This window comes from Micromonospora taraxaci (assembly GCF_007830095.1).
GTDB lineage: Bacteria > Actinomycetota > Actinomycetes > Mycobacteriales > Micromonosporaceae > Micromonospora > Micromonospora taraxaci.
In genome coordinates this window covers 3,763,807-3,788,093 of the sequence record NZ_VIWZ01000001.1, presented here as the reverse complement: position 1 = coordinate 3,788,093, position 24,287 = coordinate 3,763,807, and the positions used below count along the sequence as shown (strand labels likewise).

Annotated in this window: 20 protein-coding genes and 1 riboswitch; of the genes, 7 read left to right on the top strand and 13 right to left on the bottom strand. The window is 71.8% G+C overall.

Going from position 1 to position 24,287, the window contains the following annotated elements; all coding sequences use genetic code 11:
* Positions 1 to 23 precede the first annotated feature (23 nt).
* From lanKC to FHU34_RS17345, 4 genes are all read left to right on the top strand, one after another.
* A complete protein-coding gene (gene lanKC / locus FHU34_RS17360; RefSeq protein WP_145781777.1) occupies positions 24 to 2,612 on the top strand; it encodes a class III lanthionine synthetase LanKC in 2,589 nt (862 codons plus the stop codon).
* 6 nt (positions 2,613 to 2,618) lie between these two features.
* A complete protein-coding gene (locus tag FHU34_RS17355; protein ID WP_013734295.1) occupies positions 2,619 to 2,738 on the top strand; it encodes a SapB/AmfS family lanthipeptide in 120 nt (39 codons plus the stop codon).
* A gap of 75 nt (positions 2,739 to 2,813) precedes the next feature.
* Entirely contained in the window at positions 2,814 to 4,535 is a 1,722-nt protein-coding gene (locus FHU34_RS17350; protein WP_145781774.1) for an ABC transporter ATP-binding protein, read from the top strand.
* Positions 4,532 to 6,292: an ATP-binding cassette domain-containing protein gene (locus FHU34_RS17345; protein WP_145781772.1), complete on the top strand. Its 1,761-nt coding sequence runs from the start codon at positions 4,532 to 4,534 to the stop codon at positions 6,290 to 6,292. The genes FHU34_RS17350 and FHU34_RS17345 overlap by 4 nt, the downstream gene beginning before the upstream one ends.
* Positions 6,293 to 6,310: 18 nt before the next feature.
* On the opposite strand, the gene FHU34_RS17340 is transcribed toward FHU34_RS17345, so the two are convergent.
* The 4 genes from FHU34_RS17340 to FHU34_RS33270 form a co-directional block, all read right to left on the bottom strand.
* Positions 6,311 to 6,895, bottom strand: a complete 585-nt coding sequence (locus tag FHU34_RS17340) for a response regulator transcription factor (protein WP_145781770.1) — start codon at positions 6,893 to 6,895, stop codon at positions 6,311 to 6,313.
* A gap of 121 nt (positions 6,896 to 7,016) precedes the next feature.
* A complete protein-coding gene (locus tag FHU34_RS17335; protein ID WP_244311710.1) occupies positions 7,017 to 7,622 on the bottom strand; it encodes a response regulator transcription factor in 606 nt (201 codons plus the stop codon).
* 198 nt (positions 7,623 to 7,820) lie between these two features.
* The gene (locus FHU34_RS17330) at positions 7,821 to 8,984 is read right to left on the bottom strand and encodes a hypothetical protein (RefSeq protein ID WP_145781766.1); all 1,164 of its coding nucleotides are present in this window, start codon (positions 8,982 to 8,984) and stop codon (positions 7,821 to 7,823) included.
* Between the two features lie 422 nt (positions 8,985 to 9,406).
* Entirely contained in the window at positions 9,407 to 10,168 is a 762-nt protein-coding gene (locus tag FHU34_RS33270) for a hypothetical protein (protein WP_244311709.1), read from the bottom strand.
* A 476-nt stretch (positions 10,169 to 10,644) separates the two neighbouring features.
* Here FHU34_RS33270 and FHU34_RS17320 point away from each other — a divergent pair, with 476 nt between their 5' ends.
* A complete protein-coding gene (locus FHU34_RS17320; protein WP_145781764.1) occupies positions 10,645 to 11,646 on the top strand; it encodes a tyrosine-type recombinase/integrase in 1,002 nt (333 codons plus the stop codon).
* 7 nt (positions 11,647 to 11,653) lie between these two features.
* On the opposite strand, the gene FHU34_RS34045 is transcribed toward FHU34_RS17320, so the two are convergent.
* The 5 genes from FHU34_RS34045 to FHU34_RS17295 form a co-directional block, all read right to left on the bottom strand.
* On the bottom strand, positions 11,654 to 12,325 hold the full coding sequence (locus FHU34_RS34045) for a fasciclin domain-containing protein (protein ID WP_167524835.1): 672 nt from the start codon (positions 12,323 to 12,325) through the stop codon (positions 11,654 to 11,656).
* Positions 12,326 to 12,395: 70 nt separating this feature from the next.
* Positions 12,396 to 14,507: a M14 family zinc carboxypeptidase gene (locus FHU34_RS17310; RefSeq protein ID WP_145781760.1), complete on the bottom strand. Its 2,112-nt coding sequence runs from the start codon at positions 14,505 to 14,507 to the stop codon at positions 12,396 to 12,398.
* A gap of 119 nt (positions 14,508 to 14,626) precedes the next feature.
* Positions 14,627 to 15,427, bottom strand: coding sequence for an MBL fold metallo-hydrolase (locus FHU34_RS17305; protein ID WP_145781758.1), 801 nt, complete (start codon positions 15,425 to 15,427; stop codon positions 14,627 to 14,629).
* Positions 15,424 to 16,224, bottom strand: coding sequence for an alpha/beta hydrolase (locus FHU34_RS17300; RefSeq protein WP_145781756.1), 801 nt, complete (start codon positions 16,222 to 16,224; stop codon positions 15,424 to 15,426). Before FHU34_RS17300 ends, FHU34_RS17305 begins: the two co-directional genes overlap by 4 nt.
* A 106-nt stretch (positions 16,225 to 16,330) precedes the next feature.
* Positions 16,331 to 17,110, bottom strand: a complete 780-nt coding sequence (locus FHU34_RS17295) for an endonuclease/exonuclease/phosphatase family protein (protein WP_145781754.1) — start codon at positions 17,108 to 17,110, stop codon at positions 16,331 to 16,333.
* 183 nt (positions 17,111 to 17,293) lie between these two features.
* Between FHU34_RS17295 and FHU34_RS17290 the strand changes: the two genes are divergently transcribed.
* On the top strand, positions 17,294 to 18,067 hold the full coding sequence (locus FHU34_RS17290) for a sulfite exporter TauE/SafE family protein (RefSeq protein ID WP_145781751.1): 774 nt from the start codon (positions 17,294 to 17,296) through the stop codon (positions 18,065 to 18,067).
* On the opposite strand, the gene def is transcribed toward FHU34_RS17290, so the two are convergent.
* Both def and FHU34_RS17280 read right to left on the bottom strand, forming a co-directional pair.
* Positions 18,064 to 18,573 carry a peptide deformylase gene (def, locus tag FHU34_RS17285; protein ID WP_145781749.1) on the bottom strand — a complete coding sequence of 170 codons (510 nt, stop codon included), beginning with the start codon at positions 18,571 to 18,573 and terminating at the stop codon, positions 18,064 to 18,066. The two genes, FHU34_RS17290 and def, sit on opposite strands and share 4 nt — an antisense overlap.
* Before the next feature lie 31 nt (positions 18,574 to 18,604).
* Positions 18,605 to 19,858 (bottom strand): chorismate-binding protein, encoded by a 1,254-nt coding sequence (locus FHU34_RS17280; RefSeq protein WP_145781746.1) that lies wholly within the window; start codon positions 19,856 to 19,858, stop codon positions 18,605 to 18,607.
* Between the two features lie 123 nt (positions 19,859 to 19,981).
* On the opposite strand from FHU34_RS17280, the gene FHU34_RS17275 reads away from it, so the two are divergent.
* Positions 19,982 to 20,182: a DUF5999 family protein gene (locus FHU34_RS17275; protein ID WP_007460326.1), complete on the top strand. Its 201-nt coding sequence runs from the start codon at positions 19,982 to 19,984 to the stop codon at positions 20,180 to 20,182.
* 133 nt (positions 20,183 to 20,315) lie between these two features.
* Here FHU34_RS17275 and gcvP read toward each other — a convergent pair whose 3' ends face one another.
* Complete coding sequence (gene gcvP, locus FHU34_RS17270) at positions 20,316 to 23,138, bottom strand: aminomethyl-transferring glycine dehydrogenase (protein WP_145781743.1); 2,823 nt, start codon at positions 23,136 to 23,138, stop codon at positions 20,316 to 20,318.
* Between the two features lie 74 nt (positions 23,139 to 23,212).
* A riboswitch (glycine riboswitch) is annotated at positions 23,213 to 23,311 on the bottom strand.
* Positions 23,312 to 23,393: 82 nt separating this feature from the next.
* Positions 23,394 to 24,239 carry an NAD-dependent protein deacetylase gene (locus tag FHU34_RS17265; protein ID WP_145781741.1) on the bottom strand — a complete coding sequence of 282 codons (846 nt, stop codon included), beginning with the start codon at positions 24,237 to 24,239 and terminating at the stop codon, positions 23,394 to 23,396.
* Between the last annotated feature and the right edge of the window lie 48 nt (positions 24,240 to 24,287).

The following is a 24,287-nucleotide window of genomic DNA, read 5'->3' as shown; positions in this document are numbered from 1 at the left end:
GGTTCGAGACGGGAGGCGGGACGGTGGACGAGCGCTACGACAGCTACTGCGCCGCTGATCGACTGTTCTACGACTCGCTCGGCGCCGCCGTCGCGCAACCCGTCTTCCCGGCCGCCGATCGGCCGGTGCCGCACGGATGGCGCCGCGAGCCGCTCGACGACTGGCTGATCTACGGCCCGGACGGCGGCTCACTGCCCCAGCAGGGCTGGAAGATCCACATCTCGGCCACGCTGGCCAACGCCGAGCGGATACTCGACACCGTCTTCGACTACTGCGTACCCCGAGGTCTGTCCTTCAAGTTCCTGCGCGGACCCCGCACCCTGCTGCTGCGCAACTCCAAGTACGCCGCCCGAGCCGCCAGCGGCAAGTTCGTCACGGTCTACCCACGCGACGACGCGGAGCTGGAGCTGACCTGCAAGGAACTCGACGAACTGCTGGCCGGCGAGCCCGGACCGTACGTCCTCAGCGACCTGCGCTACGGAACCGGACCGGTCCACGTGCGCTACGGGGGCTTCGCCGCCCGCTACTGCCACTCCCCGGACGGCCAGGTCGTGCCGGCGATCGAGGACGACTCCGGCACGCTCGTGCCCGACCGCCGCGAACCCGTGTTCCACCTGCCGGCCTGGGTCACCCTGCCCGACTTCCTCGGCCCCCACCTGGCCGCCCGCAACGACACCAACACCAACGAGGTGCCCTACCGCATCGAGCGGGTCATCCACTTCTCCAACGGCGGCGGACTGTACGTCGGCCGCGACCTGCGCACCGACACCCAGGTGGTCCTCAAGGAAGCCCGGCCGCACGCCGGCCTGGACGCCGACGGCACCGACGCCGTCGCCCGGCTGGCCCGCGAGGCCACGGCCCTACGGCAACTCGCCGACCTACCGCAGGTCCCGCGCGTACACGACGAGTTCACCCTCGGCGAGCACCACTTCCTCGCGCTCGAATTCATCGAGGGCCGACCGCTGAACAAGGCGCTCGTCGACAGGTACCCCCTCATCGACGCCGACGCGACGCCCGACGACCGCACGGCGTACACCCGCTGGGCCCGACACGTCTACGAACAGGTCGACGCGCTCATCACGGCGATCCACGACCGCGGCCTGGTCTACGGCGACCTGCACCTGTTCAACATCATGATCCGCCCCGACGACCAGGTCGCCCTCGTCGACTTCGAGGTCGCCGCGCCGATCGCCGGACACCGCCGCCCCGGGCTGCGCAACCAGGGCTTCGCGGCCCCACGCGACCGCACCGGGCCTGCGGTGGACCGCTACGCCCTGGCCTGCCTGCGACTGGCGCTGTTCCTGCCGCTGACCCAACTGGTCCGCCTCGCCCCCGCCAAAGTGGCACACCTGGCCGACATCATCGCCACGAACCTCCCGGTGCCCCGGTCCTTCCTCGACCCGGCCGTCCAAGAGATCACCGGCGACGCACCGGCCACCACCGCCCCCGACGTGCACCTCGGCGACTGGCCGACCGCACGGGACCGACTGACCACGGCCATCGTCGCCAGCGCCACACCCGAACGCGACGACCGGCTCCACCCCGGCGACATCGAACAGTTCCGCACCGGCGGCCTCAACCTCGCCCACGGCGCGGCAGGCGTCCTGTACGCCCTACACGCCAGCGGCGCCGGCCGACAGCCCGAACACGAGCAATGGCTGGTACGGCGAGCAACGGCACCACCCTCCGGCACCCGCTGCGGCTTCTACGACGGCCTGCACGGCGTCGCCTACGCCCTGGAACACCTCGGCCGCCGACAGGACGCCCTCGACGTCCTCGACATCTGCCTCCGCGAACCCCTCGACGGGCTCGACCACAGCCTGCACAGCGGACTGTCCGGGATCGCCCTCAACCTCGCCGAACTGGCCGCCCGCACCGGCGAGACGACGCTGCGCGACGCCGCCTGGCAGGCCGCCGAACGCGTCATCGACCAACTCGCCGACGACCCCGGCCCCGACATCAGCGGCGGACGCCACCCGTACGCCGGGCTGCTCCGCGGCCGCACCGGCGCGGCGCTGATGGCCCTGCGACTGCACGAACTGACCGGCGACGACACCCTGCTCCGGCACGCCGCCACCGCACTACGGCAGGACCTGCGCCGCTGCGTGGTACGCCCAGACGGCGCACTGGAGGTCAACGAAGGCTGGCGGACCATGCCCTACCTGGCCAACGGCAGCGTCGGCATCGGACTGGTCATCGACCAGTACCTACGCCACCGCGCCGACGACCAGTTCACCGAGGCGAGCGCGGGCGTCCGCCGCGCGGCACGCTCACCGTTCTACGCCCAGTCCGGGCTCTTCGCCGGCCGCGCCGGCATCATCACCTACCTCGCCGCCTCACCCGACGACACCGACCGCCGCGACCTCACCGCGCAACTGGACCGGCTGACCTGGCACGCGCTGCCGTACGCCGGCGGCACCGCCTTCCCCGGCGAACAGCTGCTCCGCCTGTCCATGGACCTCGGCACCGGCACCGCCGGCGTGCTGCTCGCGCTGGCCTGCGCCCAGCACGACACACCACCGACGCTGCCGTTCCTCACGCCCCTCACGGGCGCACCGACCCCCTCGCCACAACGAGGGCACCTTCTCCACCGACGAAACGAAGGGAGGTGACACGACATGGCGCTTCTGGACCTCCAGGGCCTGGAGATGGCTCCGGCCGACCGCACGGGTGGCGGTAGCCGGGCGAGCCTGCTGCTCTGCGGCGACAGCTCGCTCTCCGTCACGACCTGCAACTGATCCAATCGCACACGGTTGCCCTGGGCGGGTAGACGTACCCACCCAGGGCGACCGCGCATCACCGGGAGGGAACCGATGTCGGCGTTCGCCACGGGCGACCGGTTGCTCCGACGCACCGCCCTGGCCGGCGGCGGCTGGACCGCCACACTCGCAGCGGTCGCCCTGCTCGGCGCGACCGCCGAACTCCTGCTCCCCGCAGCCCTCGGCCACGCCGTCGACACCGCCCTCACCGGCGGCTCCGGCTGGTGGACCGCCTGCGCGCTCGTCCTCGTCCTCATCTGCGTCGACACCCTCAGCGACCTGGCCACCGGACTCGGCGCGGCACGCGCCACCGCAGGGCTACGCCGCCACCTGCTACGCCACCTGTTCACCCTCGACGTCCGCGCCACCCGCCGTCACCCGGTAGGCGACCTCGTCGGCCGGCTGGTCAGCCAGGCCGCCGACGCCGGACAGGCCGGCAACGCCCTCGTCCTCGCGACCGTGGCAGTTCTCCCACCACTGGGCAGCGTCGTCGCGCTCACCATCATCCACCCCACTCTCGGGATCACCCTCCTCGCCGGCCTGGGCCTCCTCACCGTCCTCATGCGAGCCTTCGTCACCGACGCCTCGACCGCGACCGCGAACTACCAACGGGTCCTGGGCGGCATCGCCGGCCGACTCCTGGAATCACTCAACGGCGCCCGCACCATCGCCGCCGCCGCCACCACCCACCGCGAACAGGAACGCGTCCTCGCCGCCCTACCCACACTGAACCGGTACGGCCACCGCGGATGGACACTCCTGGCCACGGCAAGCGCCCGCACCGCCGCCGTCGCGCCGCTGCTGCACCTCAGCGTCATCGCCGTCGGCGGATACGCCCTGACCGTCAACTGGCTCACACCAGGACAACTGGTCGCCGCGGTCCGCTACGCCGCCCTCGGCGCCGGACTCGGCGGCGTACTCGCCACCCTGAACCACCTGGTCCGCAGCCGCGCCGGCGCGCACCGCATCGCCGACGTGCTCGCCCAACCCGCCGCACCCACCGGCACCCGACCCCTGCCACCCGGCGGCGGCACACTACAACTCCGCGCGGTCAGCGTGCACACCGACGACGGCCGCCCCATCCTGGACCGCATCGACCTGGACGTACCAGCCGGCGCCACCGTCGCCGTCGTCGGCACGTCCGGCGCCGGCAAGTCGACCCTCGCCGCCATCGCCGGACGACTACACGACCCCGACACCGGCGACGTACGACTCGACGGCGTACCCCTGCGCCACCTCGACCCGGCCGCGCTGCGCCGCGCCGTGGGCTACGCCTTCGACCGACCCGTCCTGATCGGCGCGACCATCCACGACGCCATCGGCCTGGCACTGCCGACCGAGTCGGCGACACCACCACCCGAACCGACCCCGGCCACACCGGCCGTCCTCGCCGCCACCCGCGCCGCGGCCATAGCCGACGTCGTCGAACGACTCCCCGACGGCTACCGCACCCCACTGACCCACACACCGCTGTCCGGCGGCGAAACCCAACGCCTCGGCCTGGCCCGCGCCTTCACCGCCGACCGACTACTCATCCTCGACGACGCCACCTCCAACCTGGACACCGCCACCGAACACCGCATCACCCAGGCAACCACCCGACGAACCGACCACCGCACCCGACTCCTGATCACCCACCGGCCCGCGACCGCGGCAGCCGCAGACCTCGTCGCCTGGCTGCACACCGGCCGGCTACGCGGCCTCGCGCCACACCACCAACTCTGGGCCGACCCGGAATACCGCGCCGTCTTCACACCCACAAGCAGCGCGCCGTGACCCACCCCGGCGTACGACAGGTCACCTGGCGGGCCGCACTGGCCCGCCGACGGGACCTGACCCGACTCGCCGGCTGGTCACTCGTCGAAGCGATACCCGCACTGCTCTCCGGCTACCTGGTCGCGCACGCCGTCGACGAAGGATTCCTGGCCGGGCGTCCCGTCACCGGCCTGGCCTGGCTGGGCGCCCTCGCCGCCGCCGTACTGCTCGGCGCAGCGGCCACCGGCCGCACATACCGGTGCCTCGGCGCCGTTGTCGAACCCTTCCGCGACGAACTCGCCACCCGCATGGTCCGGGGAGCGCTGCACGACGCCACCCGAACCGGCGCACACCCGGACAACGCAGCCCTGGCCCGCCTGACCCACCAACTGGAAATCGTCCGCGACACCTTCGCCGGCCTGCTCATGGTCACCCGCGGCTTCCTCTTCGCCGCCGGCGCGGCCCTCCTCGGACTCCTCGCCCTGGCACCCGTCGTCGCGGCGCTGGCCGCCGCGCCACTGGCCGCCGGCCTGGCCGTGTTCCTCGCCGCACTACCAGCCATGATCACGCACCAACGCACCTACGTCCGCACCGGCGAACACCTCAGCCACTCGGCCGCCACCGCCCTGACCGCGCACCGCGACGTACTCGCCTGCGGCGCCCAGACACGCGTCACCACCGACGTGGACCAGCAGGTGTCCGCACAGGCCACAGCGGAACGCACCCTCGCCCGGATGGCCGCGATCCGCAGCCTCAGCCTCGGCATCGGCGGCTGGCTCCCACTGATCGTCCTGCTGATCGCCACACCCTGGCTGGTCGAACGGGGCCTGACCGCCGGCGCGGTACTGGGCGCGCTCATCTACATCTCCACCGGCCTGCAACCAGCCCTGCACACCCTGCTCCAAGGCATCGGCGGCGGGGGACTGCGCTACCTGGTGACCCTGGAGAACATCCTGCGCACCTACCCGGAACCCAACACCACCCACCCGACCAGATCCCACACCCCACCCCGGTCGACCACCAACCCGACCCCAGCCGCCGAGATCCGCAACCTGACCTTCCGCTACGGCCCACACGCCCGACCCGTCCTGGAAAACCTCTCGCTGACCCTCAACCCCGGCGACCACCTCGCCGTCGTGGGCCCCAGCGGCGCGGGCAAATCCACCCTCGCCGCCCTCCTCGCCGGCCTGCTACCACCACAGACCGGCACGGTCCACCTCGCCGGCCACCCGGTCACCGGCACCGAACCAACAATCCTCGCCACCAGGCGGGTACTGGTCCCGCAGGAGGCATACATCTTCACCGGCCGACTCGCCGACAACCTGCGCTACCTACGGCCCGACGCCGACGACCACACCCTGGAAACCGCCATCGACACGCTCGGCGCACGCCCCCTGGCCACCCGACTGGGCGGCCTGACCGCGCCGATCACACCAGCCCAGCTCTCCAGCGGCGAGCGACAACTCATCGCCGCCGTCCGCGCCTGGCTCGCACCCGCCCCACTGGTGATCCTCGACGAAGCCACCTGCCACCTGGACCCGGCACTGGAGGCAACCGTCGAAGACGCCTTCGCCCGGCGACCCGGCACCCTGGTCGTCATCGCCCACCGCATCAGCTCCGCGATCCGCGCCCACCGACTACTCGTCCTCGACGGCACCGAACCCCAGGCCGGCACCCACGAGCACCTGCTGGAACACTCCACGACCTACCGGCTGCTCATCGGCCACTGGCAGGAGCGCACCACACCACCCCTGCCCACCCCAACGCGACGCGGGTGAACCCACCACCCACACCGCTCAGATCCAACCCGCCTCACGCGCCACCCGCACCGCCTCTACCCGCGTACGCGCACCAACCTTGCGGGCGATCCGACCGAGATGGTTGCGAACCGTCCCACTGGTCAACCCCAACGACACCGCGACCTCCGCCACCGGCGCCCCCTCCGCGGTCAACGCCAGCACCTCCGTCTCCCGCTCGGTCAACGGACCGTCCGCGTGCAGCGCCGCGACCACAAGGTCCGCGTCGAGCACCGGCTCCCGGCGAGCCAGCAGACGAATCCCCTCGACCACCCGCTGCGGAGCGACATCACTGCGCAGGATGCCGATCATCCGCGTCCCACACCGCATCCCACGCAACCGCCCCGCCCGCCGCGGATGAGCCAACACCAGCACCGGACACTGCCCCAGACGGCTGGCCTCGACGCCCTCGACGAAATCCAGATCAGCCACCACCACGTCGGGACGCCCATCCCGCACCGCCTCGGGAACCGCGTCACCCCGGTCCACCTCCGCCACCACCCGGATGTCGTCCTCGGCAGCAAGGACGAACGACAACGCACCCAACACCAGGGCACTGTCCAACGCGAGCAGGGTACGGATCATCACGAACCTTCCCGTGCACCCCCACAACGATCACCCATCGTTAGCATTCAAACACGCATCCGACGCATCCGCACGGCGGGGGAGCGGGCCCGGTCGCACCACCGAACCCGCCCCCCAACTGCTACAACCAGCCGTCACACCGCGCGCGCCACACCGCCTCCAACCGGTTACGCGCACCGGTCTTGGCAAGGATCGCCGACAGATGATTACGCACCGTCCCATGCGCCAGATGCAGACGAACGGCGATCTCCTTCAGCGGAAGACCCTCGGCAGCCATCCGCAGCACGTCCATCTCCCGCGGCGTCAACGGACTCTCCGCCGGCCACAACACCGCCGCCGCCGCGCTCGGGTCGAGCGCCCGCTCCCCGGCGGCAACCGTACGGATCGCCCGCACCAACTCCGGCAGCGAACCATCCTTGCCGACCAGACCACGCGCACCGGCCGTCAACGCCGCTTCCACCAGCGCCGGACTCCACCGGGGACTCATCGCCAACACGGCAACCTCCGGCGCCTCCACACCAATCCGGGTCACCACCTCCACCGGATCAGGCAGATCCGGCGTCAACGCGAGCACCACCACCTGTGGGCGGTACCGCCGAACCACCTTCACCACATCGCCGACACCCTCCACGTCAGCGACAACCTCCATGTCCTCCTCACCCGACAGCGCGGCGCTCAGCGCCCCGCGCAGCAAACACATCTCCTCGGCGACAACAACGTGGATCACCACGTCTCTCCGATCTCAGATGCGCGTCAGACAGCCACCCACCCCGGACAACCCACAGGGTTCGGCACGGCCGGTCACGCGCGACAGACGGACAGGCATCGGCCCGCACCGCCGTCACCTACCGACGGGCACGGGCACCGATCGGCCCGCAGGTCGACCTGCCGGAGCAGACCAACCCCCACGCCGACCCGGCCCACGTCAGCCAGGCCGCGCACCCACCGACGGGAAGCCGGCCGCCACCACGAGTGGCACCACATCGAAGACCTGTTCGGAGCAGGTGGGCGACGGCCGGGCCACCGCAAACCCCGACCCCGGCCCAGGCGGCGACCTGTCACCGGCACCGACGGCATCCTGATCGACCGGCAGCACCGGGCCGGCCGGCGCCACCGGCCACACCGGACCGCCCACCCTGGCAGCCGTCAGACCCGACAGCCCGGCACCGCGCGCAGCCGACGCCGCCCCGCTCACCGCCCCGCCGGCGAACACCTCCGCCGCCGGCGACGAAACCACGCGCACCGGAGCGACCATCGGTCGCACCGGCGACGCCGACACCGCCTGACCCGCCGCGTCGGACACCGCGACGGGAGCGCACCCCGGCGCCGGCCGCTCCGGCGCCGGGACCGGCGCCGGAGCGGGTAGCCGCGGAGACGCCGGTACGACCACCTCGCCGAGAGCGACGTCGACGACCCGGCCGAGCACGACGACGACAGGCCCGACCGTCGGGCCGAGCACAGCGTGTACGGCGTGCGACGAGCGATCGGCGACCAGCCCCACCGTGGAGGTCACGACGGGCAGCACGGCCAGGCGGGGATCCCGGACGGCATCAACGCCGATCGGCACCTTGCCGGACGTACCGGCCGGACGGTGGCGCGCGCCACCGTCCGTCTCCGACGAGGGCCGCAGCAGGCGTTCCCCGTCGCGCGCCGCGCCGCGCACCACGTCCTGGTCGACCCGGGGGAGCGGCGCCGACCGGGACGAACGTGCGCCAGGCCGCGGTGACGAGACCGGCGGGCGGACATCGGCGGGGGAGACGACCCTGCTGACGCGGGCCGGCACATCGGGACGACCTTCGACCACGGCCGTGACCTGCTGGCGGCGCCGCTCGGGAGCCTCGCCCAGACCGAGCCGGACGACCCGCTCGACCAGGACACCGGCCTGCTGATGACGCTCGCCGCCGGAACCGTCGTGACGCCCGTGCGCGGCGGCCGGGTCCTGCAGCAGGAAGGCCACGACGAAACCAGCCCCGACGGCAGCCAGGATCAACGCCCACCGTCGAGCGAGCGTGCGAATCTGGTCGGGGGAGAGCAGAAGAATGTGCCTCGGCGCGGGCGTGGACGCGGTTCCACTGACGGGACAATGCACGCGGACACGATCCCTTCGCCTCGGACTGCTGACTCATCGTAGCGACGTGAACGCAGGAACGCACCCCGCGACCTTTTGATCACCGTCCGTCGTTCTGCTCATCCGTGCGGAGGCGCGCCGCGCTTGCTGTCAGTCCTCATTGCTGAGTCGAACGCGGGTTGCTCTCGTGCGCGCTCGAAGATTGAGCGTCGGGGCGGTAACCACGCGGCGCTAGCTCGGGCCTCGGCCTGGCGCTCGCAGCCGGCGAACATCTGGTCGGAACCGCGTGACGTACCGACCAGTTCGACGGGCTCAAGGCGCCGTCTACGACGGACACCCGGAAGGCTGACGCACCGCTCACTGTGCATCGGGACGAGGCGGGACGCTGATTCGATAATGCACATTATGTAAAGTAACGTTATCTGACGGTCCCCCCACCGTTGTCATTCGCGGGTCAGTCCGGGCGGGCAGGCGTCCTCGTCCGGCCCGACGGGGCGGGCGTTGACCAGCGGATTGCGCCGCAGACGCGCCACCATCTCCGCGCTGCCACCGAAGTCGGTCCACGTGTCGTCCCACAGCGCGGAGACCAGCCAGGAGCGATCCGCCGGGAAGAGCAGATCCGGCAATGGACCGTCGCCGCGCATGTGGCCGGACCTCCAGGTGAGCGCCTGCTCGGGCCCAGCTTCGACCAACACGTAGGGATGGTCCCAGTAGAGGGACACCCTCGGGGCGTTCGGGAAGACGACGTCGTGGGCGCCGGTGTCGAGATAGCCCAGCCACCAGGGCTGGCCCGGGGTGCACCCCGCCAGTTCGTCCACCACGGCGCGCTCGTGGGCGGCGAAACCGACACCTTCCGGCGGATAGAACGTGGCGTAGGCGTCGAACACCGGTGGGATCGCGGTAGTGATCGAGAAATCCTGCGTGGTCTGCCCGGCGAGCCAGGCGACGTCGTGGGGGGTGCCGATGCGCCACGTTCGTCCGTCCTTGTCGACGTCCATGGGCTCCGTCCAGGTCGATGTGCCGTCCGCGCCGTAGCGTCCGGGTACGGCAGCCGGCGACGCGCAGGGAGCCCAGCCAGGTCGGCCGGCAGCCCGCCACTGGTGGCCCTCGGGGCAGACCAGGTCCGTCGGTTCGCCCGGCTCCTGATACACGAAGACCGTGCCGGGTCGCCCGCAGTGTGGGCAGGTGGTGACGGGCGGCGTCATGCCGCGCAGGATACGTGCTTCTCGATCCGCGCGACCCGTCGTCGTGCGCTACGGCCGGCGCGTTGAAGCCGGTGGGTGACGTGGGGTTCCTGCTGGCTGGCCGTGCTGACTGCCGTCACGGGTTCGGACGCTGCGGCGCTTGGGCCGGCCGGCAGGTGGCTGCCCCGGGCCTGTAGAGCTGCCCCATGCGCGGGGCACGCGAACAGCACGGCAACGGGGCACGGGAACGTTCGGCGCGGGGTCGTCGTCGCTGGTGGGCGTCGGGACCGTTGGTGCCGTGTGGACATCCCGCGCGACCGGAGGCTGTCGTTCGCGTCGTCGGTCAGACCGATCCGTTCGGGTGGGCACTGTCCGCCCCAGATCTGGGGCAGGTCTACAGGGGGGTTGACACCCCCTCGCCAGGTGCACCTCTCCCCCCGTCCAGTCCTTGTAGGAGGCACTTTCCGGAAACCCGAAAATGCTGCATAATATCCCTTATGCATGACAAAAAGGACGAATCGCTCGCGGTGCTGATCGAGGAGTTCCTGACCGCCCGCGCCACCCGCAAGCCCTCCCCCCACACCCTGGCGGCGTACCGGCGGGACCTGCTCGCGGTGGCGGCCCTGGTCGCCGAGGATGCCGCCACTCCCCTCCCCCTGGACGCCTTGTCGATCACCGAGCTCTCCCCCAGGGTGATGCGGGCGGCCTTCGCCCGGTTTGCCGCACCCCGGGCGCCCGCGTCGGTGCACCGGGCGTGGTCCACCTGGAACAGTTTCTTCACGTTCCTGGTGGCCGACGGGGTCGTGGCCGGTAACCCGATGCCGGCGGTCGGGCGACCCCGGGCGCTACTCCCCCAGCCAAAGCCGTTGCGGGGCGCGGACACCCCCGAGGTGCTGCTCGCGTCCGTCGCGCGGGATGAGGGCAGGCAGCGCGACCCGTGGCCGGAGCGGGACGTCGCGGTGGTGGCGGTGGCGCTCTGCGCCGGGCTGCGCCTGTCGGAGTTGCTGGCGTTGCGCGTCGGCTCGCTGGGTGGTCGGCCTGGTGAGCGGCGGATCGAGGTGCTCGGGAAGGGTGGGCGGCCCCGGGTGGTGCCGATCGAGGCGGACCTGGACCGGGTGCTGAAGGACTACCTGGACAGTCGGGTGCGGCGTTTCGGTTCGCGGTCGGTACGCCCGGACTCGGCGTTGCTGGTGGATCGGCGTGGTGAGCCGTTGCGCCGGGGTGGGCTGCAGTATCTCGTCGAGTCGTGTTATCGGCGGGCGGGCATCGGTGACCGGGTGCCGCGGGGTGCGCGGTTGCACGCGTTGCGGCACACGTTCGCGACGCGGCTGGCCGAGGACGGGGCGAGTGCGGCGGAGATCATGCGGTTGTTGGGGCATGCGTCGTTGGCGTCGTCGCAGACGTACATCGAGGTGACGGCTGGGCAGCAGCGGGATGCGGTTCGGGCCAACCGGACCAATCGCGCGTTGGCGGCTCTGCTGCCGCCACGGTCGGAGTGAGGGGCGGTCAGTGCGCGCGGTGGCCGGTGCCGGCGGTGACGGGCAGTGGGCCGAGGACGGCGTTGATGATGTGGATGCGGGCGTTGGTGGCCTGGTAGTCGGCGCAGACGGTGTCGGCGCGGTCGCCGAGGCGGGTGGTGGGTCCGGTGCGGGTGACGGTGATGGCCGTGCCGTCGATGGTGGTGGTCGTGCCGGCGGTCGTGAGGTCGTCGATCGGGTGCGCTCCGTTGACGAGGTGGGCCTTGAGCAGGGTGCGGAGCTGGTCGGTGTGGTGGGTCATGAGGTCGTCCCAGTTGTCCTCGGAGAACGTGGCGGCGAAGGCGTCGTCGGTGGGGGCCAGGATGGTGACGCCGGTGCCGGCGGGTAGGTCGGTGAGGACGCCGCTGGTGCGCAGAGCCGCCTCGAAGGTGGTGAGGGTGGGGATCCAGCGCAGTGCCTCATCGGCGGGTTGGCTGGCGAGGAAGGTGGGGTTGCCGGGGTCGGTGCCGGTGGGTAGGGCGGCGCAGAGGGGCCCGGTGACCTGGGGTGTGGTGGTGCTGGCCGGTGGTTGGGCGTCGGCGCGGGGAGTTGCGGGGTTGCTGGTGCAGGCGGCGAGCAGCAGTGTCGGCACGAGGAGGCCGAGGGCCCGCAGTCGGGGGTGTCGCGGTGCGGTGGCGGGGTGCGACACGGTGGCCTCCACGGGTTCGAGGTTGGTGGGTGCCGGCGGCGCGGGCTGTGGTTCCCGCGCCGCCGGCTTGTTCAGGTGACGGTCACAGTGCCGCGCACTGGTTGGTGCGGGGGCCGTGGACGGTGTTGGCGATGCCGAGGTTGCTCGGGGTGGGGTTGTTGCCGGTGCAGGTGAGCGGGCCCCGGATGGTGGTGCCGGCCAGCAGTGGGGTGTCAATGCCGGTGGTGTTGGTGGAGAGGTCGACGGGGCCGGCGATGGTGACGTCGATGACGGACACGGCGTCGGTGGTGTTGGCGATGCGGACCGGGCCGTTGACGGTGCTGTCGGCGAGGAGGACGCCGGCGGCACCGGTGGCGGTGAGGGGGCCGCTGATGGTGGTCGCGGTCGTGACGAGTGCCGCGCCGGGTCGGACGGTGACCGGCCCGTTGATGGTGGCGTTGGTGGCGCAGGTGAAGCCGGTGACGGTCAGGGGTCCGTTGCGGCGGCCGGTGAGGGTGGGGTGGACGCGTTCGCCGTCGGTGAGCTTCTCGACGCCGAGCGGGTCGAGGAGCAGTGGGATGAGGCCGCGTTCGGGTTGGTTGAGGGGGACGTAGTAGCCGTCGGCGGTCTTGATGACTTTCCAGCCGTGGGCGGCGATGCGCTGGGCGACGGTGGTGCCGACGCCGCCGGGGCCGTCGGTGCGGGCGCCGTTGTACTGGGCGTCGGTGAGTTTGTAGGCGCAGGGCGCGTTGTCGAGGATCAGGTTGGCGGGGGGCGCGTCGAGCGGCGGCGGGCTGTCGCCGGGGTGCGGCGCGGGGTGGGCGGGGATGGGTCGGGATCCGCGGAAGACGAGGCGGCCGGTGTTGGCGGCCTGGGTCTCGATGGCTTCAGCGCGGGAGCTGAGGATGTCGGCGCGGTCGGCGCGGTGGTAGTCGAGGAACTGGTGGAAGGTCCACAGGGCGGAGTAGGTCTTGCGGCGGCGGTTGTTGGCGGTGTTGCCCTCGTCGGGGCGGGTCTGGCCGCCGGAGCTGCGCAGTTCCAGGAGGGAGTTGGTGACGTTCTTGAGGCCGAGGGTGTTGCGCAGGATGGTTTCCTCGCTGAGGCCGACGTTGCCGCCGCCTTCGCAGCCGTAGGGGCAGGCCCACCAGCCAGCTTCGGCGCCCTTGGCGTACATGTGGCCTTCGATCATGTCCTGGGACTGGTCGAAGATGGGTTGGGCGACGTTCTGGTGCCGTGGCGGGAGCATCGGGAGGTCGCCGGCGCGGGAGTTGCCGAATTCGTGGCCGTCGTAGCCGGCGACGGGTCGGTAGTCGCGGACCATTCTGATGTACGCGGCGGTCTCCGGCTGGCGGATCAGTGAGTAGTCGCGGTTGAGGTCCTGGCCGGTGGAGTTGCCGCGGGTGTTGTTGGCGCGGCCGTCGCCGTTGATGGTGGGGACGATCAGGACGGTGGTGTGGCTGAGTAGGTCGGTGATGCGGGGGTCGGTGCTGAAGGCGAGTTGCCGGGCCATGATGAGGCAGGCTTCGCGGTCGCCGGGTTCGTTGCCGTGCACGTTGCAGTTGATGGCGACGGGTGCGGTGGCGGCGACGGCTTGCGGGGTGGCGGCCGGGGTGGGGTGGCCGATGACCATCATGTTGATGGGTCGGTTCTGGACGGTGCGGCCGAGTTCGACGACGCGGACGCGGTCGCTGAGGGCGTCGATGGCTGCGGTGTAGGCGTACTCGTCGGTGTCGCTGGTGTATTGCGCGGCGTGGGTGGTTTCCCATTGGGTGCGTAGGTGTTGGCCGGGGGTTTCGGGGTTGCCCCAGGGTGCGGTGGTGGTGGCGACGACCGGGTCGGAGTAGGGCTGTTCGGTGGTGCCGACGCGGGCGCGGACTCGCCATTGGAAGGTGTCGCCGGGGTTGAATCCGGCGTCGGCGAAGGTGGGCGCCTGTTGGTTGATCTGGCGGTTGGGGCGCCAGATTCCGACGATGGTGGGTGCGCCGGTGGGGGTGTTGGTGGCGTCGACGGGGGTGCGTTCGATCTGGTAGTCGGTGGCGTCGGGGACGGGTTGCCAGGCGAGGGTGGCGTATCCGTCGGCCTGGCGGACGGTGAGGGCGGTGACCTGGGACGGTTCCGCGGCGGCGCGTTGGGCGTTGGCGGGGGTTGGTGCGGTGGTGAGGGTGACGGCGATGAGGGTGGACACGGCGATGAGGGTGGGTCGCTGACGTCTCATGTGGCCTCCGACGAGGTGATCGTGGGCGCGTGTCGATCAGCATGATCGTCGAGATCCGTCGATGCAATGATCTTGAGGGAATCTTGCGGATCGGTGGCCGCGCTCCCCCGGGGGTGTCGTCAGGCGGTGACGGTGGTGGGTTCACCCGGTGTCAGCCAGCGGATGCTGTCGCGCACGGCGGGTGGCGCGTCGTGGAAGGCCCGCTCGATGGCCTCGCGGGGTTCCTGGAAGTGGTGCCAGCCCTCGTAGTGCACGGGGATCGCGGTGTGGGGTCGCAGTGCGGCGCACAGGTGCGCGGCCTGGCGGGCGGTCATCGAGTAGCGCAGGGGCCCGGTGACGGGGAACCGTACGCCGCCCAGGTGCAGGAGGACCGTGCCGATGGGGATGCGGGTGGCGGCGGCGCGTACGCGGCGGGTGAGGACGGTGTCGCCGGTGATCCAGAGCGCGCCGTGTCGTTGCCCGGTCCAGCGCAGGGTGAAGCCGATGACGTCGCCGACGAGGGGGCGGCTCAGCGGTGGGCCGTGCCGGCACGGGGTGGCGGTCACCTCGATCGTCGGGCGTTCGGGGTGGGCGAGTCGGGTGGTCTGCCCGGGGTGCAGGCCGCGGGTGTGCTCGCCGAGGCGGCGGGCTCCGGAGGCGGTGGTGAGGACGGTGTCCGCGTTGGTCAGGAGCGCGCGGCCGGTGTCGTCGAGGTTGTCGCCGTGGTGGTCGTGGCTGAGCAGGACCGCGTGGATTTCCCCGAGGTCGGCGGCGGGGACGGCGGGGCCGGTGACCTTTCGCGACGAGGTGCCCCAGCCGAACGTGTAGCGCGCGCCGGGTGGGTCGAACGTGGGGTCGGTGAGCAGCCGCCACCCGCCGACCTCGATGAGGGTGGTGGGGCCGCCGATGTGGGTTATCCGCAGCGGCGGGGAGGTGCTCATCGTGCGTGCCGTAGGGCCCAGTCGAGGGCGTCGTCGGCGATCTGCCGCCAGCCCTGTTGCGCGGTCAGCAGGTGGGCGTACCCGTGGTAGAGCTTGACCTCGGTGATGGTGTCGCCCTTGTAGTGCGCGGCGTTGGAGCGTTGCACGCTGGGCGGCATGATGTGGTCTTCGGAGCCGGAGATGAACAGCAGCGGCGCGCGTTGGTCGTTGTGGTAGTCGACGGCGATGTCCTGTGGGCCGGGTAGCAGGTTGGCCAGGACGCTGTCCCAGAGGATGCCGCCGGCGGCGGGGATGGCGTAGCGCTCGTAGAGGGCGCGGGCGGTGGGTTCGTCGAAGGTGTTGGTGAACGCGTAGTTCCACTGCTCGAAGGTGAACCCGACGGCCCGGTGCCGGTTGGCCGGGTTCTTAAGCACCGGGAAGGTGGAGCGCAGCTGGGAGAAGGGGATGTTCTTGACGCCTTCGGTGGGCGCCGAGTTGAGGGCGACGGCGCTGGCGCCGTACCCCCGGTCGAGCAGCACCTGGGTGAACGCCCCGCCGGCGGAGTGACCGATGATGATCGGCGGCGTGGGTAGGGCGTCGAGCACCGCGGACAGGTGGTCGATGATCTGCGGGGCGGTCAGCGTCTCCAGGGGGCTGGGGTCGGCGTTGATCGCTTCGACCTCTACCTCCAGCCCGGGGTACGCGGGGGTGAGCACCCGGAAGCCCTTGGCCCGGTAGTGGGTGGCCCAGTCTTCCCAGCTGCGGGGGGTGACCCAGAACCCGTGGATGAGGACGATCGTGTCCGGCGTGTCGCTCATGTCAGCTCCGTCGATGTCGGGGGTGGCGATGGCGCAACGGCGGTGGTGTCGGTGAGCTCACCCTAGACATTCGTGACTCGCGATGGCGGGTTTTCCGCGACGTTTGTCAGCCGAGGTCGACCAGCAGGGGGCGGTGGTCGGAGATGGTCGAGGGTGGTGTGGTGACGGCGCGTACCGGTGGGAGCTGTTGGACGGCGTGTCGGTCGGCGAGGATGTGGTCGAGTTGGACGCGGGGTTGCCCGGCGGGGTAGGTGGGGCGGCGGCCCAGGGGGTGCCAGCCGGAGACGAGTCGGGCCGCGCCGGCGGGCAGGTTCAGGTCGCCGAGCAGGACGCGGGGGCCGGGTAACGCGCGTAAGGCGCGGACGGTCTGGCGGAGTTGGCGGGCGTTCCAGCCGGGCACGAAGGACAGATGGGTCGCGGCGACGGTGAGCGGGCCGTGTGGGGTGTCCAGGACGGCGGCGACGACGACGCGGGGTTCGTCGTGCAGCAGGATGAGCCCGCCGCGGGGGCCGGGGACGTAGACCGGTGAGCGGACGGGAGCGGGTTTGAGTCGGGTGACGTGCCAGCTGCGGACGGGGTGTCGGCTGATGAGCCCGATGCCGTAGCAGGGTTCACCGTGTCCGTCGTCGTCGTGGCGCAGGGGGCGGAAGTGTTCGCCGGGGGTGCCGACGACGGCGGCGGCGAACCGGTGGTGCGGCGCGTGCAGGGCGCGGGCGGCGATGGCGGTGAGGTCGAGGTTGCCGCTGCGGTGTTGGTCGCGGTCGACCTCCTGGAGGGCGAGCACGTCGGCGTCGAGGGCGCCGATGGCGGCGGTGAGTCGGTCGGAGTCGACGAGCCCGTCGGTGAGGGATCGTCCGTGCAGCATGTTGAAGGTGGCCAGGCGCACTCCTGCACCTTACGTGCCCGTGGCATGGTTGCCCGGTGGTGAAGGTGTTGCTGTGTTCGATGGTGGTGTTCGTGGCGGTGGGCGCGTTGGGGGTGTGGTTGCGGCGTACGCGGGGCCGCTGACCAGTGAGTTCTCCCACTCGGAGGGACGCTCGGGCGGATCGGGTGGGGAGAATTGCCGCCCATGGACGCCGTGACGCTCAGTACGCTGCTGGCCGCCGCCGCGATGGCCGGGTGGGTCGACGCCGTGGTCGGTGGCGGTGGGTTGTTGCTGTTGCCGGCGTTGCTGGTGGCTGCCCCGGGGTTGCCGGTGGCCACCGCGTTGGGCACGAACAAGCTGGCCGCGATCTTCGGTACGTCCACGGCGGCGGCGACGTACGCCCGGCGTACGAAGGTGGACTGGCGGGTGGCGGGGCCGGCGGCCGGGTTGGCGGTGCTCAGCGCGGGTGTGGGCGCGGCGTTGGCCGGGGCGGTGCCGGCGTCGGCGTACCGGCCGGTCGTGCTGGTGGTGCTGGTGGCGGTGGCGGTGTTCGTGCTGGTGCGCCCCCGGATGGGGGTGGTCGCGGTGCCGGCGAGGCGGACCCCGGTGCGGGTGGGCGTGGTGGTCGCGGTGGCCGGGGTGGGCATCGCCCTGTACGACGGATTGATCGGTCCGGGCACCGGGACGTTCCTGGTGTTGGCGTTCACCGCGCTCGTCGGCGCGGACTTCGTGCACGGTTCGGCGATGGCGAAGGTCGTCAACGCGGGCACGAACCTGGGTGCGTTGGTGGTGTTCGGGGTGACCGGGCACGTGTGGTGGCTGTTGGGTGCGGGGATGGCGGTGTGCAACATCGCCGGCGCGGTGCTGGGGGCGCGGATGGCGTTGCGCCGTGGGTCGGGGTTCGTGCGGGTGGTGCTGCTCGTGGTCGTGGTGGCGTTGGTCGCGAAGCTCGGCCACGACCAGTGGGTCGCCCGCTAGCGGCGGCGGCTGGGTGAGTCGAAGCGGCCGGCGCGGATCTCGCGCAGGGCCCGCCGGCGGATGTCGCCGCGCAGCGTGTCGACGTAGAGGGTGCCGCGCAGGTGGTCGGTCTCGTGTTGCAGGGCGCGGGCGAGGAACCCGCTGCCGGAGATCGTCAACGGCTCGCCGTTCTGGTCGACGCCGTGGGCGGTGGCGTGCAGGGCCCGCGCGGTCGGGAAGTACAGCCCGGGGATGGACAGGCAGCCCTCCTCGTCGTCCTGGAGTTCGTCGGACAGTTCGAGGGTGGGGTTGATCAGGTGGCCGCGGTGCCCGTCGGCGTCGTAGACGAACACCTGGGCGCTGACGCCGATCTGCGGCGCGGCGACGCCGGCGCGGCCGGGCTCGCCGAGCAGGGTGTCCATCAGGTCGGTGACGAGGGCGCGCAGTTCGGCGTCGAAGGTGGTGACCGGCTCGCATTCGGTGCGCAGGACGGGGTCGCCGATGATCCGGATGGGCCGCATGGTCATGGACGGCAGCTTATCGCCGGTGGCGGCGGGTTCAGCGTCCGGCCAGGGTGGCGCGGATCGGGGCGGTCTTCGCTGCGGCTTCGGCGACCTCGGCGGTGGGGTCGCTGTCCCAGGTGATGCCGCCACCGGCCCAGGTGTGCAGGTGCTGGCCGTCGGCGGCGGCGGTGCGGATGGTCAGGCCGAGGTCGACGCGGCCGGGAGCGACCCAGCCCAGCGCGCCCATACTGGCGCCCCGGCCGACCGGTTCGAGGGCGTTGATCTGGGTCAGGGCGGCGCGTTTCGGCGCGCCGGTGACGGAACCGCCGGGGCAGGTGGCGCGCAGCAGGTCGGCCAGGCCGAGCCCGTCGGCGGCGGCGGCCCGTACTGTCGACTCGGCCTGCCACAGGTCGCACCAGCGGCGGACGGTGAACAGGTCGTCGACGGTGACGGTGCCGGTGCGGGCGATGCGGGCGAGGTCGTTGCGTTCCAGGTCGACGATCATGACGTGTTCGGCGCGTTCCTTCGCGCTGGCGAGCAGCTCGGCGCGGCCGGCGGCGGTGGCCGGGCGGGTGCCCTTGATGGGTCGGGTGATCAGCTGCCCTTCGGTGACCTCGATGAGGGTCTCCGGGGAGGCGCAGCCGATGGCCCAGCCGTCGCCGGTGAGCACGCCGCCGTAGCGGGCGCCGGGCAGCGCGCCGAGGCGGCGCAGCGCGGGTAGCGGGTCGCCGGTGTAGCGGGCGGCGGCGTGCCCGACGAGGTTGGTCTGGTAGACGTCCCCGCGGCCGATCGCGGCGCGCACGCTCGTGACGGCGTCGGCGTGCTGACGGCGGGTCCAGCTCTCAATCCACTCGCCGAGCCACCACGCCGAGGCGGGCCGGCCGGCCGGGTCGGCCGGGGTCTGGTGGTGGCCGTAGACGACGACGGTGAGGTCGGGCAGTGTCGGCGCGGGCTCGGGTGCGGTGGTGGGCGCTCCCGCCAGGTGCGCGCCGGCGGCGGCGGACAGGTAGAACGCCGCGCCGCAGACCCCGCTGCCGTCGTGACGGGCCGTGGCGGGCCGGCTCAGGTCGTGCAGGGCCAGGCCGTGTGCGGCCAGGAACTCCTCGGCGAGGGCGGCGGGGTCGCCTCCGTCGCGCAGGTGCCACTGCAGGCGGGCACGTTCGGTGAGCGCGCCTCGACACGTGGCCGGGGCCGCCGGCACATCGATCGACGCAGCCGTGCCGCGGTCTGCGGCCAACCCAGCCGTGCCGCGGTCCGCGGCATACACCTGTGGGAGCGTTTCCACGCCGTACGGTTCGACCTTCCTCATCCGTTCAGTGGATTTCCGGTGCGACAGACGGACACCTGCTCGATGCCGGACACTTTCACTTGGTACTGTGCGTCACTGGTCATGTGAACCATGACACAGTGCCCCCACAGTCCGGAGAACCCGATGTGCCAGCACCAACCGACCTGCCCCTCCGCTGAAGCCACCGACCGGGAAGCCGCGCGAGTCCTCGCTTGCTTCCGTGAGCAGGGCTGGAGCCTGCTCTGCAATGGTGTCATCGTCTTCGAGGACACCGGCGAGCTGCTCCCCGACGGCAGCAGCATCGCACCGCACCGCGGCCCCGCCCGCCACGCTCTCGTGGCCTGACCGACCACTCAGCGTCACCGACTAGCCGCCATTCGACCCAGGCCCCGTCCCCCGGTAAGGGACGCCACGCCCAGGTCGCAGCGGCTGCCGGGGCGGCCCGAAACCGCCCGCCCCGGCACGCCCGTCGCCAAGCTCAGTCTTCGAACGCTTCCGGCGACGGGCACGAGCAGACCAGGTTCCGGTCGCCGTACGCGCCGTCGATGCGCCGCACCGGAGGCCAGTACTTCCCGGCCCGGTCCACCCCGGCCGGGTACGCGCCCACCGACCGCGGGTACGCGTGCGGCCACTCGTCACCGCTGACCATCGCCGCGGTGTGCGGCGCGTTCGCCAGGGGGTTGTCCCCCGCCGGCCACTGCCCCGACCCGACCTGCTCGATCTCCGCGCGGATCGCGATCATCGCGTCGCAGAACCGGTCCAGTTCGGCCAGGTCCTCGCTCTCGGTTGGCTCCACCATCAGCGTCCCCGCGACGGGGAACGACATCGTCGGCGCGTGGAAGCCGTAGTCGATCAGCCGCTTCGCCACGTCGTCCACCGTCACGCCGGTCGCCTTGGTCAACGGCCGCAGGTCGAGGATGCACTCGTGCGCCACCAGGCCCTTGTTGCCGGCGTACAGCACCGGGAAGTGCCCCCGCAGGCGCGCCGCCACGTAGTTCGCCGCGAGGACCGCCACACCGGTGGCCCGGGTCAGCCCTTCGGCGCCCATCATCCGCAGGTACGCCCACGGGATCGGCAGGATCCCCGCCGACCCGTACTTCGCCGCCGAGATCGCCGGCGTCGCATCCGCGTGCGCGCCGAGCGGGTCACCGGGCAGGAACGGCGCCAGGTGCGCGCGGACCGCCACCGGGCCCACACCGGGGCCACCGCCGCCGTGCGGGATGCAGAACGTCTTGTGCAGGTTCAGGTGCGACACGTCCGCCCCGAACTTGCCCGGCTTCGCGAACCCGACCAGGGCGTTGAGGTTCGCCCCGTCGACGTACACCTGCCCGCCGGCGTCGTGGACCTTCGCGCACAGCGACGCGATGCCCGTCTCGTACACGCCGTGCGTCGACGGGTACGTCACCATGATCGCGGCGAGCGCGTCCCGGTGCTTGTCGATCTTCGCGTCCAGGTCGACCAGGTCGACGTTGCCGTCGTCGTCGCAGGCCACCACGACGACCCGCATGCCGGCCATCACCGCCGACGCCGCGTTCGTGCCGTGCGCCGACGAGGGGATCAGGCACACGTCGCGGTGCGTCTCACCCCGCGAGGCGTGGTAGGACCGGATCGCCAACAGGCCGGCCAACTCCCCCTGCGAACCCGCGTTGGGCTGCACGCTGACCGCGTCGTAACCGGTCACCTCGGCCAGCCACGACTCCAACTGGCCGATCATCTCCCGGTACCCGACGGTCTGGTCGTCCGGCGCGAACGGGTGGATGTGCGCGAACTCCGCCCAGCTGACCGGCTCCATCTCGGTGGTCGCGTTCAGCTTCATCGTGCACGACCCGAGGGGGATCATGCCCCGGTCCAGGGCGTAGTCGAAGTCCGACAGCCGCCGCAGGTAGCGCAGCATCGCCGTCTCCGAGTGGTGGCTGCGGAACACCGGGTGGGTCAGGAAGTCGGTGGTGCGACGAAGGTCGACCGGCAGGGCCACGTCCACGGCCCCGTCGAACGCGGGCACCCCGAACGCCTCCCACACCTGCGTCAGGTGCGCGAGGGTGGTCGTCTCGTCGCAGGACACGCCCACCCGGTCGGCGTCGACCAGCCGCAGGTTCACGCCTCGCTGCGCGGCCGCCGCGACGACAGCCGCCGCGCCGCCCGGCACCCGGGCGGTGACGGTGTCGAAGAACGCGACGTCCGCGACGTCGACGCCACCGGCGCGCAGCCCGGCCGCGAGACGCGCCGCCATGTCATGGGTACGCGACGCGATGTCCCGCAACCCGTCCGGGCCGTGGTAGACGGCGTACATGCCGGCCATCACCGCGAGGAGCACCTGCGCGGTGCAGATGTTGCTGGTCGCCTTCTCCCGCCGGATGTGCTGCTCCCGGGTCTGCAACGCCAACCGGTAGGCCGGGTTGCCGTCCGCGTCGCGAGACACCCCGACGAGACGCCCGGGCAGCATCCGCTCCAGGCCCGAGCGCACCGCCAGGTAACCGGCGTGCGGCCCGCCGAATCCCATGGGTACGCCGAACCGCTGGGTGGTGCCGGCGGCGATGTCCGCCCCGATCTCTCCCGGCGCCCGCAGCAGCGTCAACGCCAGCAGGTCCGCGGCGACGGTGACCAGCGCCCCGACGGTGTGCGCGGCCTCGACGAGCCTCGCGTGGTCGCGGACCGCCCCGGACGCCCCCGGGTACTGCAGGTGCAGCCCGAAGAACTCCGCCGGCAACTCGTCGGCATCGACGTCGACGACCCGCACGTCGATGCCGAGCGGCTGCGCCCGGCTGGTGATGACCGCGATGGTCTGCGGCAACGCGTCGGCGTCGACCACGTACACCGGGCTCTTGCTCTTGGAGGCCCGCCGGGCCAGGGTCATCGCCTCCGCCGCCGCGGTGCCCTCGTCGAGCATGGAGGCGTTCGCGGTGGCCAGGCCGGTCAGGTCGGTGACCATCGTCTGGAAGTTCAGCAGCGCCTCCAGGCGGCCCTGGCTGATCTCCGGCTGGTACGGCGTGTACGCCGTGTACCAGGCCGGGTCTTCGAGGACGTTGCGGCGGATCACCGCCGGGGTGTGCGTGCCGTGGTACCCCAGGCCGATCATGGAGACGGCCACGGTGTTGCGGGCCGCCAGGGCCCGCAGCTCGGCGATCGTCTCGGCCTCGGTGGCCGGGTCCGGCAGGTCGAGGGTGCCGTGCCAGCGGATCACCTCGGGGATCGCGGCGTCCATCAGCTCGTCGATCGAGTCGTGCCCGACGACCTCCAACATCCGACGCTCGTCGTCGGGGCCGGGACCGATGTGACGGGTGGCGAACTGCTCTACGGTCATGGGTGGCGCTCCCGGGGCGAGGTCGACGTGTCGGCCTCCCCCTCTGTCACACCCAGGTACGGCGCTCCACAGTGCCTGCCCACGAGGTCCTTTTGCCTGAGAGGTTCCGGGGAGGATTTGCCCCTTCGGCGCCGCCCTGCGTGCTGTCGGGCGGTCTCTCCCACGTGGGTGTTACCGGCACCGACAACGCTACCAGCGTTGGTGTTACCGCCAGATGTCCTACCCCCGGCCCGCCGCCGGTCACCTGGCCGCCGGTCACACGCCGACAGTGGCCGCGCTGGCGCTCACCCGCGCGGTCAACTCCGGCAACACCGCACCCAACGGCGCGTCGACGCACACGCTGGCGTGCCCGTCACCACGGGTCGGCCCCTGGTTCACGATCGCCACCGGGATGCCCTGTTTCGCCGCCCGAATCACGAAACGTCGCCCGGACATCACCGTCAACGACGACCCCAGCACCAGCAACGACCGGGCCCGCTCCACCGCCTCGAAGCACCGCGCCACCCGCTGCGCCGGCACCGTCTCGCCGAAGAACACCACGTCCGGCTTCAACATGCCGGTGCCGCAGATCCCGCAGTCCACCGTCCGGAACGCCTCCACCTGCTCGTCGGGGAGATCCACATCACCGTCCGGGTTCACCGCGGCGACCCGGGCCACGAAGTCCGGGTTCGCCTCCCGCAACCGCCGGTCCAACTCCTCCCGGGAGGTCAGGTTGCCGCAGTCCAGGCAGGTCACCTCGTCGAGGCGACCGTGCAACTCGATCACCGACGTGCTGCCGGCCGCACCGTGCAGACCGTCGACGTTCTGGGTGATCACCGCGTCGACCAGACCGGCCCGCTGCAACCCCGCCACCGCCCGGTGCCCGACGTTCGGCGCCGCACCGGCGATCAACCGCCACCCCAGGTGGCTGCGCGCCCAGTAACGCCGCCGGGCCACCGGATCCCGGGTGAACGCCTGGTACGTCATCGGCGTGTGCCGCCGCGCCACCCCACTCGGACCCCGGTAGTCCGGGATGCCCGACTCGGTGGACAGGCCGGCGCCACTGAGCACCACCACCCCACCCCCGGCCACCAGCGAGGTCAACGCGTCGAGGCTCTCCATCACCCCTCCATGCTGCCTCAACCCGCCACCCGCCGCCGAACCCCGCGC

Coding starts and splice junctions, on each gene's coding strand:
- FHU34_RS17355 (WP_013734295.1), top strand. CDS start 2,619: ATGGCGCTTCTGGACCTCCAGGGCCTGGAGATGGCTCCGGCCGACCGC.
- FHU34_RS17350 (WP_145781774.1), top strand. CDS start 2,814: ATGTCGGCGTTCGCCACGGGCGACCGGTTGCTCCGACGCACCGCCCTG.
- FHU34_RS17340 (WP_145781770.1), bottom strand. CDS start 6,895: ATGATCCGTACCCTGCTCGCGTTGGACAGTGCCCTGGTGTTGGGTGCG.
- FHU34_RS33270 (WP_244311709.1), bottom strand. CDS start 10,168: ATGACGCCGCCCGTCACCACCTGCCCACACTGCGGGCGACCCGGCACG.
- FHU34_RS17320 (WP_145781764.1), top strand. CDS start 10,645: ATGCATGACAAAAAGGACGAATCGCTCGCGGTGCTGATCGAGGAGTTC.
- FHU34_RS17310 (WP_145781760.1), bottom strand. CDS start 14,507: ATGAGACGTCAGCGACCCACCCTCATCGCCGTGTCCACCCTCATCGCC.
- FHU34_RS17305 (WP_145781758.1), bottom strand. CDS start 15,427: ATGAGCACCTCCCCGCCGCTGCGGATAACCCACATCGGCGGCCCCACC.
- FHU34_RS17300 (WP_145781756.1), bottom strand. CDS start 16,224: ATGAGCGACACGCCGGACACGATCGTCCTCATCCACGGGTTCTGGGTC.
- FHU34_RS17290 (WP_145781751.1), top strand. CDS start 17,294: ATGGACGCCGTGACGCTCAGTACGCTGCTGGCCGCCGCCGCGATGGCC.
- def (WP_145781749.1), bottom strand. CDS start 18,573: ATGACCATGCGGCCCATCCGGATCATCGGCGACCCCGTCCTGCGCACC.
- FHU34_RS17280 (WP_145781746.1), bottom strand. CDS start 19,858: ATGAGGAAGGTCGAACCGTACGGCGTGGAAACGCTCCCACAGGTGTAT.
- FHU34_RS17275 (WP_007460326.1), top strand. CDS start 19,982: ATGTGCCAGCACCAACCGACCTGCCCCTCCGCTGAAGCCACCGACCGG.
- gcvP (WP_145781743.1), bottom strand. CDS start 23,138: ATGACCGTAGAGCAGTTCGCCACCCGTCACATCGGTCCCGGCCCCGAC.
- FHU34_RS17265 (WP_145781741.1), bottom strand. CDS start 24,239: ATGGAGAGCCTCGACGCGTTGACCTCGCTGGTGGCCGGGGGTGGGGTG.